General features: G+C 56.5%; 14 protein-coding genes. 8 read left to right on the plus strand and 6 right to left on the minus strand.

The features are described from left to right. The first annotated feature begins 97 nt into the window (after window positions 1-97). On the plus strand, window positions 98-997 hold the full coding sequence (locus G461_RS0103505) for an NAD(P)H-binding protein (protein ID WP_026970804.1): 900 nt from the start codon (window positions 98-100) through the stop codon (window positions 995-997). 18 nt (window positions 998-1,015) lie between these two features. Here the strand turns inward: G461_RS0103505 and G461_RS23165 are convergent, their stop codons facing one another. Further along, the gene (locus tag G461_RS23165; RefSeq protein WP_035479202.1) at window positions 1,016-1,486 is read right to left on the minus strand and encodes a CPCC family cysteine-rich protein; all 471 of its coding nucleotides are present in this window, start codon (window positions 1,484-1,486) and stop codon (window positions 1,016-1,018) included. 359 nt (window positions 1,487-1,845) lie between these two features. Between G461_RS23165 and G461_RS0103515 the strand changes: the two genes are divergently transcribed. Beyond that, window positions 1,846-3,420, plus strand: coding sequence for a methyl-accepting chemotaxis protein (locus G461_RS0103515; RefSeq protein WP_026970805.1), 1,575 nt, complete (start codon window positions 1,846-1,848; stop codon window positions 3,418-3,420). A 41-nt stretch (window positions 3,421-3,461) separates the two neighbouring features. On the opposite strand, the gene G461_RS0103520 is transcribed toward G461_RS0103515, so the two are convergent. Further along, a complete protein-coding gene (locus G461_RS0103520; RefSeq protein WP_026970806.1) occupies window positions 3,462-4,058 on the minus strand; it encodes a TetR/AcrR family transcriptional regulator in 597 nt (198 codons plus the stop codon). Window positions 4,059-4,178: 120 nt separating this feature from the next. On the opposite strand from G461_RS0103520, the gene G461_RS0103525 reads away from it, so the two are divergent. Both G461_RS0103525 and tsaA read left to right on the plus strand, forming a co-directional pair. Next, window positions 4,179-5,081 (plus strand): DMT family transporter, encoded by a 903-nt coding sequence (locus tag G461_RS0103525; RefSeq protein ID WP_051333331.1) that lies wholly within the window; start codon window positions 4,179-4,181, stop codon window positions 5,079-5,081. A gap of 30 nt (window positions 5,082-5,111) precedes the next feature. After that, window positions 5,112-5,549: a tRNA (N6-threonylcarbamoyladenosine(37)-N6)-methyltransferase TrmO gene (tsaA, locus tag G461_RS0103530; RefSeq protein WP_051333332.1), complete on the plus strand. Its 438-nt coding sequence runs from the start codon at window positions 5,112-5,114 to the stop codon at window positions 5,547-5,549. 23 nt (window positions 5,550-5,572) lie between these two features. Here the strand turns inward: tsaA and G461_RS0103535 are convergent, their stop codons facing one another. The 3 genes from G461_RS0103535 to G461_RS0103545 form a co-directional block, all read right to left on the minus strand. Next, window positions 5,573-5,962: a hypothetical protein gene (locus G461_RS0103535; protein WP_157360223.1), complete on the minus strand. Its 390-nt coding sequence runs from the start codon at window positions 5,960-5,962 to the stop codon at window positions 5,573-5,575. 117 nt (window positions 5,963-6,079) lie between these two features. Beyond that, window positions 6,080-6,379: a hypothetical protein gene (locus tag G461_RS0103540; RefSeq protein WP_026970810.1), complete on the minus strand. Its 300-nt coding sequence runs from the start codon at window positions 6,377-6,379 to the stop codon at window positions 6,080-6,082. Between the two features lie 80 nt (window positions 6,380-6,459). Next, window positions 6,460-7,365 (minus strand): helix-turn-helix transcriptional regulator, encoded by a 906-nt coding sequence (locus tag G461_RS0103545; RefSeq protein WP_026970811.1) that lies wholly within the window; start codon window positions 7,363-7,365, stop codon window positions 6,460-6,462. A 204-nt stretch (window positions 7,366-7,569) separates the two neighbouring features. Between G461_RS0103545 and G461_RS0103550 the strand changes: the two genes are divergently transcribed. After that, the gene (locus tag G461_RS0103550; protein ID WP_281171993.1) at window positions 7,570-8,601 is read left to right on the plus strand and encodes an alpha/beta hydrolase; all 1,032 of its coding nucleotides are present in this window, start codon (window positions 7,570-7,572) and stop codon (window positions 8,599-8,601) included. 9 nt (window positions 8,602-8,610) lie between these two features. Further along, window positions 8,611-9,198, plus strand: a complete 588-nt coding sequence (locus tag G461_RS23170) for a nuclear transport factor 2 family protein (RefSeq protein WP_084428978.1) — start codon at window positions 8,611-8,613, stop codon at window positions 9,196-9,198. A gap of 71 nt (window positions 9,199-9,269) precedes the next feature. Here the strand turns inward: G461_RS23170 and G461_RS25360 are convergent, their stop codons facing one another. Further along, the gene (locus G461_RS25360) at window positions 9,270-9,854 is read right to left on the minus strand and encodes a TetR/AcrR family transcriptional regulator (RefSeq protein ID WP_051333333.1); all 585 of its coding nucleotides are present in this window, start codon (window positions 9,852-9,854) and stop codon (window positions 9,270-9,272) included. A 124-nt stretch (window positions 9,855-9,978) separates the two neighbouring features. Here G461_RS25360 and G461_RS0103565 point away from each other — a divergent pair, with 124 nt between their 5' ends. Together G461_RS0103565 and G461_RS23180 are read left to right on the plus strand one after the other, a co-directional pair. Then, a complete protein-coding gene (locus tag G461_RS0103565; RefSeq protein ID WP_026970813.1) occupies window positions 9,979-11,127 on the plus strand; it encodes an efflux RND transporter periplasmic adaptor subunit in 1,149 nt (382 codons plus the stop codon). After that, complete coding sequence (locus G461_RS23180) at window positions 11,124-14,216, plus strand: efflux RND transporter permease subunit (protein ID WP_035479205.1); 3,093 nt, start codon at window positions 11,124-11,126, stop codon at window positions 14,214-14,216. Before G461_RS0103565 ends, G461_RS23180 begins: the two co-directional genes overlap by 4 nt. The last annotated feature ends 9 nt before the right edge of the window (window positions 14,217-14,225 follow it).

The following is a 14,225-nucleotide window of genomic DNA, read 5'->3' on the forward strand; positions in this document are numbered from 1 at the left end:
TATCGCCGATTGTTTATCCAACGCCATGACGTAGAGTTAGCTTCATCGTATCGCTCGGTGAGTACCGGGATTCGCTTTCACAATGAGGAGAATGATTATGACTGCAGCAAAACTATTGGTAACTGGCGCGTCAGGCAAACTAGGACAGCAAGTGGTGAAGGCGCTACTGAATGACTTCGCCATTGACCCCAGCCAACTTATCGTCACCACCCGTAACGCCAGCTCGCTGGCCCACCTTGCCGAACAAGGCATTGAGGTACGCGAGGCCGACTTCGCTAAACCAGCATCGCTGGAACAGGCCTTCCAAGGCGCCGACAGCCTGCTATTGATTAGCATCGACACCATCGGCCAACGCAGCCAGGCCCACGCCAACGCCGTGGCTGCCGCTGCCAAAGTGGGAGTGAAGCACCTAAGCTATACCTCGATGCCATCAGCAACTACCTCGCCGGTGGTGTTTGCCTACGAGCACGAGGCCAGCGAACAAGCCATCGCCGACAGCAACATTGCCAACTGGACCATCTTGCGCAACAACTGGTACTTCGAGAACCTGCCGGAGTTTAACGCCGCCACCTTGCAAACTGGCACGTGGCTCAGCGCCGCCGCTGACGGGCGCACCTCGCAACTTAGCCGCGACGATTTAGCCTTGGCTGCAGCAGCGTCACTGGTGAAGTCGCTACCGGGCAAGCAAATACTGACCTTAAACGGCCCCGAGGCATTAAGCGCCGATGAGATGGCCGCGAAGATTAATCAAGTCGTGGGCACCGACATTCACGTGATGCCGCTTAGCGATGAGGCCCTCAAACAACAGCTGGATTCATTCGGCCTGCCAGAGGGGGTGGTTGCCATGGTGACCACCATGGACCAGCATGCACGCGGTGGCTTCGGAGATGGCAGTAGCGAGGACTATGTAAATCTGACTGGGCGTCAACCACGGGCCTTTACTCAATGGCTGGAACAGCGCAAAGACGCCTTAGCGAGCATCGCGAAAGGCGCGTAAGCCTATTGGCAGACAACGCTAAACAATATGGGGAGTGGCATTTTGCAGTAGCTGCTTCTCCATTTCGTCTTCAATGCGAAGTGCATTTCGCCACAATCCGGGCAGCTGCCGGGGGGACGCTAGCAGCATCCGGTCAAACTCCGAGGCTAGCTCGATCTTGAGCTGCTTGATTCTGCTATGGTTTAGTTCCTTGATATAGCGCTCATCGCTCGGCAGCGACATGCTGGCATAACGTTGGAAGTTATCTCGCGCCAGTGACAGTGAATACTCGCCATTAGGTCCGCCGAGGATCAGTTCCGCTTCTTGATCGTCTTGGCCGTCATCCTCCCAGTCACACAGGCAGCAGATCTCAAACTGCTTTCGGCTCTGTAGGGTCGGATAGCCACAGCAGGGACAGGTAACTCGATTAACTGTCCGAAACCACCCCAGCAACCCAAGCCCCACCTCTTTTGACAACAACTCAAACTGCTGCCGATGCGCAAGCACCATCCCATGTCCTTACTCTGCTAACCCACTAAAGCCAAGTTTAGCGCCAATAAATGACAATTTTGTAAACAATCAACAGGTTTGCGAGTCATCGCCGATGATACATAGCTTTCCCGAGGTAACATACCCGAACAACCTTCTTGATCACTCAGTCTCTTCCCTGCAAGCGTTCCATCGTAGGTGTCTGGTTAATAAAACCACACTCTTTATGTGTTTTTGCTAATGAATTCACACCTCGAATTAACACAAAGGTAATAGACTTGTTAACGAGCATGTTGTCACTTATGCTGCCTTGCGCGCTGGAGAGGGCAAGTTTTCGGCGCGACTCCACGGAAGTTACAACAAGAAGAGCAGGATGAACCATGGCCAGAGACAAAACCCTCACCGGACACGAACGCATGTTAAGCGAGAATCAGCATATTGTGTCCACCACCGATCTGCGCGGCGTGATTGAGTACGCTAATCAAGACTTTATCGACATCTGTGGTTACAGCAATGATGAGCTGGTGAGCCATAGCCACAACATCGTGCGTCATCCCGAGATGCCCAAGGCCGCATTTGCCTTGCTGTGGGAGCAAATCAAGTCCGGTAAACCGTGGATCGGTATCGTTAACAACCGCTGCAAGAATGGCGACAACTACTGGGTCGACGCCATGGTCACCCCGCTCAAAGACGCCCACGGCAAGATCCAAAGCTATCAATCGGTACGGGTGAAACCGAGCAGTACCGCCAAGGCCCGCGCCGACCAGCTGTACACCAACCTAAACCAAGGAAAGGCGCCGATTAACCGCTGGCAAAAAGGCCTGAGTTATCAGAGCAAACTCACCCTGTGCATTGCCCTGCCACTGCTGTTGCTGCTGGCAGGCATGGCCGGCGTGGGTGCGCTCGCGCTAATGCCCACACTCGCTCTAGCGGCCTTGGCCTGCTTGGTCGGCTGGGGCCTGGCAAGCAGGCAGGCCGCACCGATTAGCGCCCTCGCAAAACAAAGCCGAAAGCATATCGACGACCCCATCGCGCAATGGGTCTACACCGGTCGCAGTGACGATATCGGCCAGCTAGCGCTGGGCGAGAAGTACCTGCGCAGCCAGCACACCACCCTTACCTGGCGACTGGCCGATGCCGCCGGCGAGCTGGATAAGGCCGCCCATGCCGCCTCCGACACTAGCCATCAGGTCGAGAACGAGATGCAGCAACAGCGCACCGAGCTGGCCCAAGTCAGCCACGCCATGGAGCAGATGAGCAGCTCAGTGAACGAGGTGGCCAGCAGTATTCAGGTCAGCGCCGATCAAGCCCAGCAAGCCGATCAGCAAGTATCGCTTGGCCGCGAAGATGTCTCGCAAGCGGTGGCGCAGATCCATCAACTGGCGCAGCAGCTCGATAACGCCAAGGACGTGGTCAACGACGTAGCTGCAGAAGGCGATAAGATCGCTAACTTCGTCAAAGTGATTCAGGAGATCGCCGAGCGCACCAACCTGCTGGCGCTGAATGCCGCCATTGAAGCCGCCCGAGCCGGCGAGCAAGGCCGTGGCTTTGCCGTGGTCGCCGAAGAGGTGCGCAGCCTGGCCTCACGTACCCAGCAAAGTACCGAAGAGATCCAATCGATTGTTGGTAGCCTGCAGGCCCGCGCCAATGAGGCGGGCACGGTGATGAAAGAGGGCCAGCAACTGGCTGGTCGCAGCATTGAGCAGGCCGATCATATCAATCAAGCACTAGAGCAGATCAGCGACCAAACCAGCGCCATCCGCCAGCAGGTCGAGCAGATTGCCGCCGCAGCCGAGCAGCAATCCTTGGTCTCCAAAGAGATCAACGACAACCTGCACGCCATCGACCAGCAGTCACGACAGACACTGGAGCACTGCAACAGCAGCGGTCGCTACAACGACAAGGTCGCCGAACAAGGGGCGACATTAGGGGCGATGGTGCAGATGTTTGGTTAGTCCGCGTTAACGCTTGGTTTTTCTAACCGAGCGTTAACGCTTTATTGATTACGAAGCGAGACGCCGGCCAACAACAGATCGGTCGCAGACTTTGCATGTTCTTCAATCATCGCATCACTGGGCTTTTCCACGCCAACCAACACACCAGAACGCGGCGCCAGCAACATCCCGGTCCATAGGCCAAATAGTTGCTCAGGCTGCTCTGTATCCAAACGCTCGCTAAAAAACTGCAGCAGAGTCGCTCTTAAACCATCACGGCCCGCCGCCATAAAGCGCTGCACGATCTCCGGGGAGTGGGGGCTCTCTGCAACTAACAAGCGCAAGGTCGCGATGTGGGTGTCGGATAAATGGTGGTGCATAAAGGCCACCGCAAAGCCCAACAAAGCTTCACGGGTGTCTTCTCGTTCTAGTTGGCTGGCATAGCTTTGGTTGTAGTCGCGCCCCATGTGCTCAAGGGTTGCCTGAAACAACTCGATTTTTGACGGGAAGTAGCGATACACCGTTTGCTTGGTCACCGCCGCTTGGTGGGCAATCTTATCCATGCTCGCCAGCCCATAGCCCTCCGATAGAAACACCTGCTGTGCGGCGTCCAAGATGGCGACGCGCTTTTTCTGCTTGTTCTGTTCAATCTTGCTCATTGACGAGCATCCAGACCTAAAAATAAAAACATACCAATGAGTATGATTTCTCTTGACGATGATTGCAATGGCGATCAATCATACTGATTGGTATGATTTTTTTAATCAGAGGTAATCGACATGAATGCTATCCAATCAACGCTGTCCACTGCCCTTGCCGGCAACCCCTGCGTGGTGGGCTTTACCATTGCACTCACCAGCGCCCTATTGCTCAGCGCGGATCCGCTATTTATCCGCTTTGCCGAAGTCGCTAGCGCCGATGCGACCTTCCTGTTCGGCTTGTTTACTGCCCTTTCAATGAGCGGCTTGCTGCAATTCACCGATAAGCGCGGGGTAGTTGGCGCAGTAAAAGCCAGCGGTTGGCCGCTGCTAATAACTGCGCTGTTGATGGTAGGAAGCGCCTCCAGCATGGTGTTTAGTGTGTTGCACACCTCAATCGCCAACTCCACGCTTATCCGTGGTGCGACACCAGCTATGGCCGCTGTGATCAGCTGGCTAGTACTGGGAGAGGTGGCCAAGCGCAGTACCTGGCTGGCAATGGCTGGGGTGATGCTGGGAATTGCCATCGTGGTATCCGGTTCACTGGCAAATGGCCAGAGCGGCCACTGGCAGGGCGATCTGGTGGCGCTGGTATCCGTGCTCTGCCTGGGCTTGATGTTCACCTTGATGCGCAAGTACCAGCAGATCAGCCGACTGGCAAACGTTGGGTTGGGCGGACTGTTTATCGCACTGCTGATGTTGCCGTTTGCCGACCCGGCCAGCTACAGCCTCGAAACTTGGTTAATCATGGCGGCCATGGGTTTGTTCTCCGCGCCGTTGGGGCGGGTACTCTCTTTGGTGGCCACCCGCTACATCACGGCGGCAGAGGTATCGTTATCGATGATGCTGACAACTGTATTGTCGCCGCTTTGGGCCTACCTGGTGTTTGCGGAACGCCCGTCGCTGAACAGCTTGCTTGGCGGCGCACTAATCATTAGCACCATGCTGATTTATACCCTCAGCCAACTTCGCTCCCACAAGTAACTTGAAATCAACTCACCCAGAGGAAAGCTCATGCTCTCAGAAACTATCTCTACGGCCTCTCTCACTGCAGCCCCCCGGCTACAGTTTATCGGACAAATTCACACGCCTTATCAGGCCATTGCGGCCTGTCCGAACAACATTGATCCCGCAGGCCCACCCTGCACCATTGAAGTGTTCGATGCTTTTCAAGCAGGCCTAAGCGGTCTCGAAGTCGGGCAACACATCTTGATTTTGTACTGGCTAGGATCGGCTGAGCGAGATGCCAATACACTGGCACAGACAACCTCAGAAAACGCCGAAAAAGGCTGCTTTGCGTTACGCTCCCCCCATCGCCCCAATCCGATAGGCGCGGCGGTGCTCAAGACTGAACAGCTTAGCCAAGGTCGATTAACAGTAAGGGGGCTGGACTGCTTGGACAACACGCCACTTGTGGATATCAAGCCAGCTATTTATCGAGAAGTGGGCTAGCTGTTAACTAAGAAGCGGGCCTGTCAGCCTAGAGGAAAGCCCTTGTCGCTTAGCCACTGGCGGGCATCGGCCTCGTTCTCAAAGAATGCCGACTCGGTGTCGGGCAGCTCTTCCTGCAGGCCTTCGAGGATATGCTTTTGAATGCTTTGGGAGCACACCACCGCCTCGAGGCGTTGATTGTTAGCGGCGCACCAGCGGTTGGCTTCAACGATGGGCTCCCATACATCCGGGCCGCCAAGCCCCCACTGACTGAGGTCGATAAGGCAGGCCCAAGGCTTATCGGCCATGGTCGAGGCGATCTCCAGAAAATCCCGGCACATATGCTCTGAGGTGCGCTTGTTCCAATCGGAGAAAAAACGCACCACAATCACTTGGGTATGCTGTTCTAGCTCATACCAGCCGTGTTCCCGCATGGTTAGTTCCTGTCGCTTGCTGGCTTTGCTCGAAGGTGGAAGGGTCAACGCAAAGCTCATCAATCTAAATACGCATCCAGCCTTGCTGAGCGATCAATCATGAGTAACAAAACCGACCTATACCTGCCGCTCAATGGCGGGAATGGCGAAATAGGCCTTGGGGTTTTCACGCTTGAGTTTTTCCAGTGAGTCTTTGCGTGCCTGACGCTGGTCGATGGTTTGGCCAAACACCTGCACGTGGGTGTCTTCAAGGAGCTGTTGGCACTCTTGTTCACTGAGCAGGCCCATCACTTGTCCGGCGTACATAAAGCCCTCTACCCGATGCTTCATCTTGTCATCGGGCTTACCGGCCTTGGCCAACTGATAGACCATGATCAACTGGCTCTGACATAGCGTGATAAATGCCTGCTTGTCCACAACTGCTCTCCCTGAAGTGTCACCCTTTAGTGTATGAAAAACACAAGTAAAGTCATTGCTTTAGTTAACAAATTCACACCCTAGTCCGTGTTCTTTTTGGCAAACTGCCCCGGCGTGAGACCAAAGTGGTTCTTAAAGGCCCGGGTAAAGTGAGACTGGTCATTAAAGCCTAGCTCATAGGCAATCAGCGAGATATTGGCCTTGGGCTGGGTCAGCAGTTGCTTGGCATGGGCCAAGCGTTTGTCCATCAGATATTGATAGGGTGTCAGGCCCACCAGCTTCTTAAACTCACGCAGAAAGTAAAACTTGCTGCAACCAAGCAGCTCGGCCAAGTCATCCACCGCAATACTGCGGCCAAGATTGTCCTGAATGTAGTCATCCACCTTATCGATCTGCGCTTGGTCGAATTTGGAGTTTTGCTGTTGACTGTGCTTTAGGTCGAGGTAGTTGGAGTAGTTCTGGATATAGTGCGACGCCAACAGCCCCAGCAGGTTATTGAGGTAGGCCGAACCGTTGCGCCCTTTGGCTTGGGCTTCCAACACAAACAGCTCGATGATTCCCTTGATGGTCTCATCCAGCACGTTGTAGTTATTCAAAAACTGTAGCTGCATGCCCTCAAGATTGAGCGGGCTTTGCGCCAGAAAGGTGGCCTCATCGATGGCCAAAATAATGAAATAGCAGGGCTCGGAGATATCGTGGGTAAACGGCGTGCGCGGCGGATTGATCCAGATATTACCCGGGCTGGTCTTAAGGTCTGCCATATGCCCTTCGCGTTCAATCTGCCAGTTTAGATCTTGCTCCAAGGCCATGGCGAAGTAGAAGTAGGGGGTATAGACGTTGTTGGGATAAAAGTGTGGAGAGCTGCCCTTTTCCAGGACCACTCCCGGCCAGCTCAGCGCATGGTTGGAGAACTCGATCTCCAGCACCTCGCCACAATCCGATGGCGCGTTGGATTCAAAGTCGAAAAACTGCAGCTGAGATTTCATCTATCTACGTCCATGTGTTTATCTGCTCCTTAATTTAGACCACTAGATCAGCGTAGCAGTGCCTTACCTGAGGGCCTGTCTTATCTCGCTGAGCAAGCATCTTAACGTTACTCGGACATAAGCTCTGCGCAATAAAGTACCAAACTTGAAGCAGCAATGTTCAATCTTGTTCACCCGGCGCTCGCTAATCTCTAGGCATACCCAGTGAGGCAACTAAGCAACGCGTCAGGAGAGGACACCATGAACACAGCCAAGTTAGTCACCCTTGCAACAGCCATGTCACTGGCGGCAAGCAACTACGCAAGCGCGAACCTTAACCAACAAGCAATCAATACCCAGCACCGCAACGAGGACAGCACCATGCAACAGATCGAACTGAACACCCAAGTAGGCAAACTGGCCGCTAACCTGTATCTGCCCAGCGATGTCGCCAATCCACCGGTGGTTATCGTCACTGGCGCCTGGACCACCGTTAAGGAGCAGATGCCTGCGGTCTATGCCGAAGCGCTGGCCGAGCAAGGTTACGCTGCCATCACCTTCGATTTCCGCGGCTGGGGCCAATCGGCCGATGCCACACCGTTTTTGGAAGATCCCAGCCGTAAGACCGATGATATCCGCGCGGTAATTGACGCCATCGGCGATCTGCCGCAAGTCGACAGCAGCCGTATTGCGGGCCTCGGTATCTGCGCCTCGGCGGGCTACATGCTGGATGCGGTGGCCGGTAACGACAAGATCAGCGCCGCAGCCGTGGTCGCGCCTTGGCTACACGATCCAGCCATGGCAACCGCCATCTACGGCGGCGAAGAGAGCGCCCAAGGCTTGCTGGCACTGGCAGCCGACGCAGCTAACTCGGCCGAGCCTGTAGTCATTGAAGCCGCGAGCCTAACCAACGAGCAGGCCTTGATGTATCAAGCCCCCTACTACACCGAGACCGACCGCGGTCTGATCCCAGAGTACGACAACCAGTTCAATGTTGCCTCGTGGGATGGCTGGTTAAACTACGACGCCCAACAAAGCGCCGCCGCACAAGATAAGCCGGTGTTGATGGTCGCCTCGGAAGCCATGGCCCTGCCTGCTGGTGCTCACCAGTATCTGGATGCCACCAACGTCAACCCCAACAGCCAAGTGGACGCGGTATGGCTAGACGACATCAGCCAATTCGATTTCTACGACCAACCACAGGCGGTGAGCCAAGCGGTAGCAGCAATCACCGAGCATTTCGCCAAGCAACTGTAGGAGTCAGTCATGCTTCGTAAGTTAACTTTGTTAGTAATGGGAGTGGTAATGATGACCAGCAACACCAGCTTTGCAGCCAGTGACCAGCAGCCAGCCAGCGAGATTGTCGCCATGAGCCGTGATGAAGCGCAGATCCGCAGCAACCTTAGCAGCTTCGCCGTGCTGGCCGATCAAGGCGCCTTTGAATACTTAGGCGCCCTGTTTGCCCCAAGCCTGACGCTGGACTATCGCTCACTGTTTGGTGGCGAAATCCAGCAGGTAGAACGTAAGGCGTTGATGCAGCAATGGGCTGCCTTCCTGCCCGGCTTCGACGCCACCTATCATCAGCTCTCCAATCTGCAGGTGTCAGTCGCCGGAGAGCAAGCCAGCGCAACGGTGGATGTGGTTGCCCGCCACTGGCTGGGAGAGCAAGGCTACTGGGCGATTGCCGGCAGCTACCAGTTCTCGCTCAGCAAGCTTGAAGGGCAGTGGTTGATTGATGCGGTCACCTTGCTGGCAACCCAAGAGAGTGGCAGCCGCGATATCTTAGCCAGCGCACCCGAGCAGGCATCTGCGAACTATCAAGCGCGCCAGCAGCGGCGTGTAGCTTTAGACTAAGCGCGCCAGCTCAAGAGATTCTGCGCAGCGAGTGGCCATCAGGCGACTCGCTGCTTGCTCATCTAAGCCCGCTAACCAAACATGCCGCGTTTCTTTGCCGCCCGAGCAAAGCTGTCAAAGGCCAACTGCGCCACCTGCTCGGTTGCCATCTGGTCGCGACTAACACTTAACCACGCGCTATACACCAGGCCTTCAATCATATTTACCAGCCATAAGCTGGGCAGCTTGGCGTCTACGCTGCCCTCGGCTTTACACTGTTCAATCAACTGCTCCATCTGAGCCTGCTGCTGCTCAACAATGGCCCGCAAGCGCGGGTCGTTATCTATCCCGATCATGCCGTCGAGGCTGACTAAAAACTGCAGCTCCTGCACATGGGGCATAACATAACGAAACAGCAAGCGAATCGCATCCAGCGAAGAGGTCGCCTCGCTCTCAATCGGCTCACAGGCAGCATCGATCTGCTCCATGCAGTGCACTGCCAGCGCACTGATCAGCACCTCTTTGGTTTCAAACTGGCGATACAAGGTCGCCCGTCCTACCCCGGCGTGTGTGGCGATCTCCATAAACGGGGTCTGCGGATTTTGATTTAGCAGGGTCAGCGCGGCCTGCAGAATCGCCTCTCGCGAGCGCGTCGCTCGGGCATCGGTTTTACTCATCGGCACTCTCTTCCGTAACGAGGCTTTACTAAATGAGACATTAGTGTACCATAAAAATATCGAGACATTAATGTCTCATAAATTCAACATGATTCGTGGTTACAAGCAAAGAGGAAGAAAGCCCATGAAGGCCCTGGCATGGAAGCTATTGGTGGTGACACTGTTTATTGGCGTGGTGTTGTGGCTGCTCTCAGCCGAGCAGCAGCAGCTCGAACAAAGCCCTACCCCGCAGGCCGCATTGCAAGTCAGTGTGGTTACGGTGATCCCCGCTCCCGCGCATATCAGCACCCGCGCAACCGGCCTGACTCAGGCGCGCTGGCTCACCGAGGTCAGCGCTGCCGTCGGTGGTCGGGTGAGCGATTTTCCACTGGAGATTCAGCCCGCCAGTTTCACCGCCCAAGGCACCTTACTGCTGGCCATCGACGATGTTCCCTATCAGGCCCAGCTAGCCACCAGCAGCGCCCAAGTGGCTCAGGCAGAGTTAGAAGTGGCGCGCCTAAAGCACGAGCAATATGTGGCGCAGCAAATCTCTCAGGGCAGTAAACTCAGCGCCTTTGGTCGCTTTGAGCCGCACCTAAAAGCGGCTCAAGCCAACTTGGCGGCCGCCCAAGCCGAGCAGCGCCGCGCCCGCCAACAGCTGCAAGACACACAGGTGCTCAGCCCCTTCGATGCAGTGGTCATCGAGCAGCATGTTACCCCCGGCCAGTGGCTCAACGTGGGCGACCCACTCTACCGACTGGCTGCCAGCGAGGTGTTAGATGTAGAGGTCGAGCTGGCCTGGTCGGCCTGGCAGCGGATCGGCGCACTGGCGGTGGGCAGCCCGGCCCAAATTCTCGCCCGCGATGGCAGCGCCTGGCCGGCCAAGGTGCGCTACCTCAGCCCCAATGTCGACCCGCACACCCGCCAGCGTAGCGTGATCTTGGAAGTGGCCAAGCCCTACCAGGCCTTAACCACCGACTCAAACGAGCAGCCGCTGCTACCGGGCCAGTTTGTCACCGCCGAGTTCTTAGGGCGCGAACTAAGTGATATCGCCTATGCCCCGGCCTCGGCGCTCACCGAAGATGGCAGCCTGTGGACGGTCCAACGCGGTGAGCTTAAGCGGGAATCGATAGAGCTGCTGGATGAGCAACCGCAGCGGCTGACCTTCCGCTTTATTCAAGCCCCCGCCGAGCCACGCCAAGTGGTGCGCTTCCCGCTCAGTAGCATGCTCGAAGGCCAGCGGGTTAGCGTCAGCAGCACACAAGCAGAGCAGCACGAGGAGCTACAACCATGAATAGCCTTACTCGTTGGTTTCTAGACAACCCGGTAGCCGCCAATCTGCTGATGGCGTTTATCCTGATATCGGGCCTGCTTACCTACCAGAGCATGCGGGTGGAGATCTTCCCGCAGATCGCCCCCACGCGCCTGAGCATCGAGGTCAGCTACCCCGGCGGCACTGCCAGTCAGGTGGATCAAGGCATCACCCAGCGCATCGAAGAGGCGATCAGTGGGGTGGCCGGGATCAAATCCATCGTCTCTCAATCACATAGCGGTTACGCCTTGGTTCAGGTGGAGAAGAAGAGTGCCACCGACCTCGACAAGCTGATGGAGGACGTACGCAACCAGCTGGAGAGCATCGTCGGCTTTCCCGAACAGGCGGAGCGGCCTAAGATCTACCGCGACGAATTCGGTAACCTCGCCTCCTTTGTGATTGTGCACGGCGGCGATCCCACCTTGCTGCAGTCGGTCTCCACTCAGGTGCAGAAGGCTCTGCAAAAACATCCAGCCATCTCGCAGGTGAGTAACCTCGGCAAGCGTAAACGCGAGCTGGTGATCGCGCCCGACCTCAATGCCCTGCAAAAGTACGACCTCTCGCTAATCACTCTGGCCGAGCAGATCAATCAATGGTCGCTTGAGTATCGCAGCGGCGAGCTCAATACAGCCCGGGGGCGGATCACCCTGCGTGGCGACGCCTACGCCGACAACCTGCGCGCCCTGCAAAACCTACCCATTGTGGTCACCGAGCATAGCCAAATCCGCCTTGGTGACATCGCCAGCATCGAGCGCAGCCATCAACAAACCGATTCACTAGTGCGCTACATGGGCAAAGAGGCGGTGGTGCTGATGCTCTCCACCAGTCAAAAGGACAACCTGCTACAGGTGAGCGATGCCACCGGCGAGGTATTGAAAGCCCTTGAGCCAACCCTGCCCAACGGCATCGAGCTGGCAGTGATGGCCGACATGAAGCCCTACATCGAAGACCAGCTAGACCTGCTGGGCACCAACGCCTGGCAGGGCCTGCTGATTGTGATTGTGGTGTTGGGGCTGTTCTTGGAGATGCGCCTCGCCTTTTGGGTAGCCATGGGGATCCTCATCTCCATTGCCGGAGCCGTCGCGCTAATGGGCTTGCCGATGACCGACTACAGCATCAACGACATCACCCTGTTTGGCATGATCTTGGTGCTGGGGATTTTGGTGGACGATGCGGTGGTGGTGGGCGAGAGTATCCACCACGCCAAACAGCGGATTGCCGATCCCAAACAAGCCGCATTAAAGGGCGTGGAGTCGGTTGCGGTGGCCACCGTGTACGGGGTGCTCACCACCATCGCTGCCTTCTCGCCGATGCTGTGGATCGACAACGAGCTGGCCAAGGTACTCGCAGGCTTCTCTGCGGTGGTGATCTTCGCGCTGATCTTCTCGCTCATTGAGAGCAAGTTTATCCTGCCCAGCCACTTGGCCTATCCGGTTTCAACAAGCAAACCCCGCGGTATCGCGGCGCTACTGGCCTACCTGCGCAAACACTGCATTGGTGCACTCGATAGCTTTAGCGAGCGCATCTACCAACCGCTGCTCGCGGCGGCCTTAAAGCTGCGTTGGAGCAGCTTGCTGCTGTTCATAAGCTTGATGCTGGCGGCCTATACCGCCCTGCTCGATGGCAGCATTCGCGCAGTGTTCTTCCCCGAGATCCCGGGTCGTTACGCCACTTTAAAGGTGGAGATGGACCAAGACGCCGCACTGGAGCTAACCCACTTGAACAGCCAAGCGCTGGAGGATGCAGCCATGCGCGCCAACCGCCAGCTCCAGCACGACTACCAGTTGCAAGCACCGCCGATCCGCCAATCCATCGTCTCGGTGGAGGGCGCGCGCTCCATCGAGCTAACCCTTGAGCTAAGTAAAGAGGCGTTGGCTAACATTCCCAGCGAGCAGTTTTTAGCGCAATGGCAGCAGCAGACCGGCAGCTTAGAGGGCAGCTATAGCATGCGCTATGCCCTAGCCGATGAGCCCGCTGGCGGCACCGCGCTCACCGTATCCGCCGACGACCTGGCGCTAGCCCGCCATGTGGCCAAAGAACTCAAACCGCAACTGGCAGCGCTGCACGGGGTGCACGATGTCTATGACGATAGCCAAGGCGGCAAGCGCCAACTACAGCTCACCCTCAATCAGCGGGGGATTCAACTGGGCATCGACCAACGCCGACTGGCGGTGATTGCCGGCGGCGCCTTTGGCGATCTGGAGCTGCACCGTTTACTGGACCAAGGCGAAGAGAGCGTGGTGGTGGTGCGCTTCCCCGAGCACGCGCGCAAGACATTGGCCCAGCTCAAGCAAACCCCGGTGTATTTGGGCAAAGACCACTACGTCAGCCTTGGCGAAATCAGCGACTTTAGCTTCACCCGTGAAACCGAGGTGCTGCACCGGCGCAACCGCGAACCAGTGGTCACCATTTACTGGCGTCAAGACCGCTCACAAAGCTCGCCGGAGCAAGTCTGGCAGCAGGTGCAAAGCGATATTCTGCCGACCCTTAGCCAGCAGTATCCGGGTATCGAGGTGGCCGCAGTGGGTGAGTTTGCCGAGATGAGCTCGGTGCAGCAGGGCTTTAAGAAAGCCATGCTACTCACCTTGCTGCTGATCTATGTGCTGCTGGCCATCCCCTTAAAGTCCTATTGGCAGCCGCTGATCATTATGTCGGTGATCCCCTTTGGCTTTGCCGGGGCGATCTACGGCCATGGCTTGATGGGCCTACCGGTTAGCCTGCTATCGATGTTTGGCATGATGGCGATGACCGGGGTGGTAATCAATGACTCGCTGGTGTTGATGACCCGCTTCAATCAGCTCCATCGCGAGGGCATGCCGCTACAGCAAGCCCTGCTGAGCGCCGGTAAAAGCCGACTGCGGGCAATCTTCCTCACCACTGTCACCACCGTGTGTGGTCTGCTGCCGCTACTCAGTGAAAGCTCGGAGCAGGCGCAATACCTGAAACCGGCGGCAGTATCGCTGGTGTTCGGCGAGCTGCTGGCCACACCGATCACCCTGATACTGGTACCTCTGCTACTAAGCCTAAAGCAGTGGCGTGTGCCAGTAGCCCATAGCGCAGTAGCAAAATAACTCATGCAA

Source organism: Aliagarivorans marinus DSM 23064 (assembly GCF_000429485.1).
GTDB classification, from domain to species: Bacteria; Pseudomonadota; Gammaproteobacteria; order Enterobacterales; family Celerinatantimonadaceae; genus Aliagarivorans; species Aliagarivorans marinus.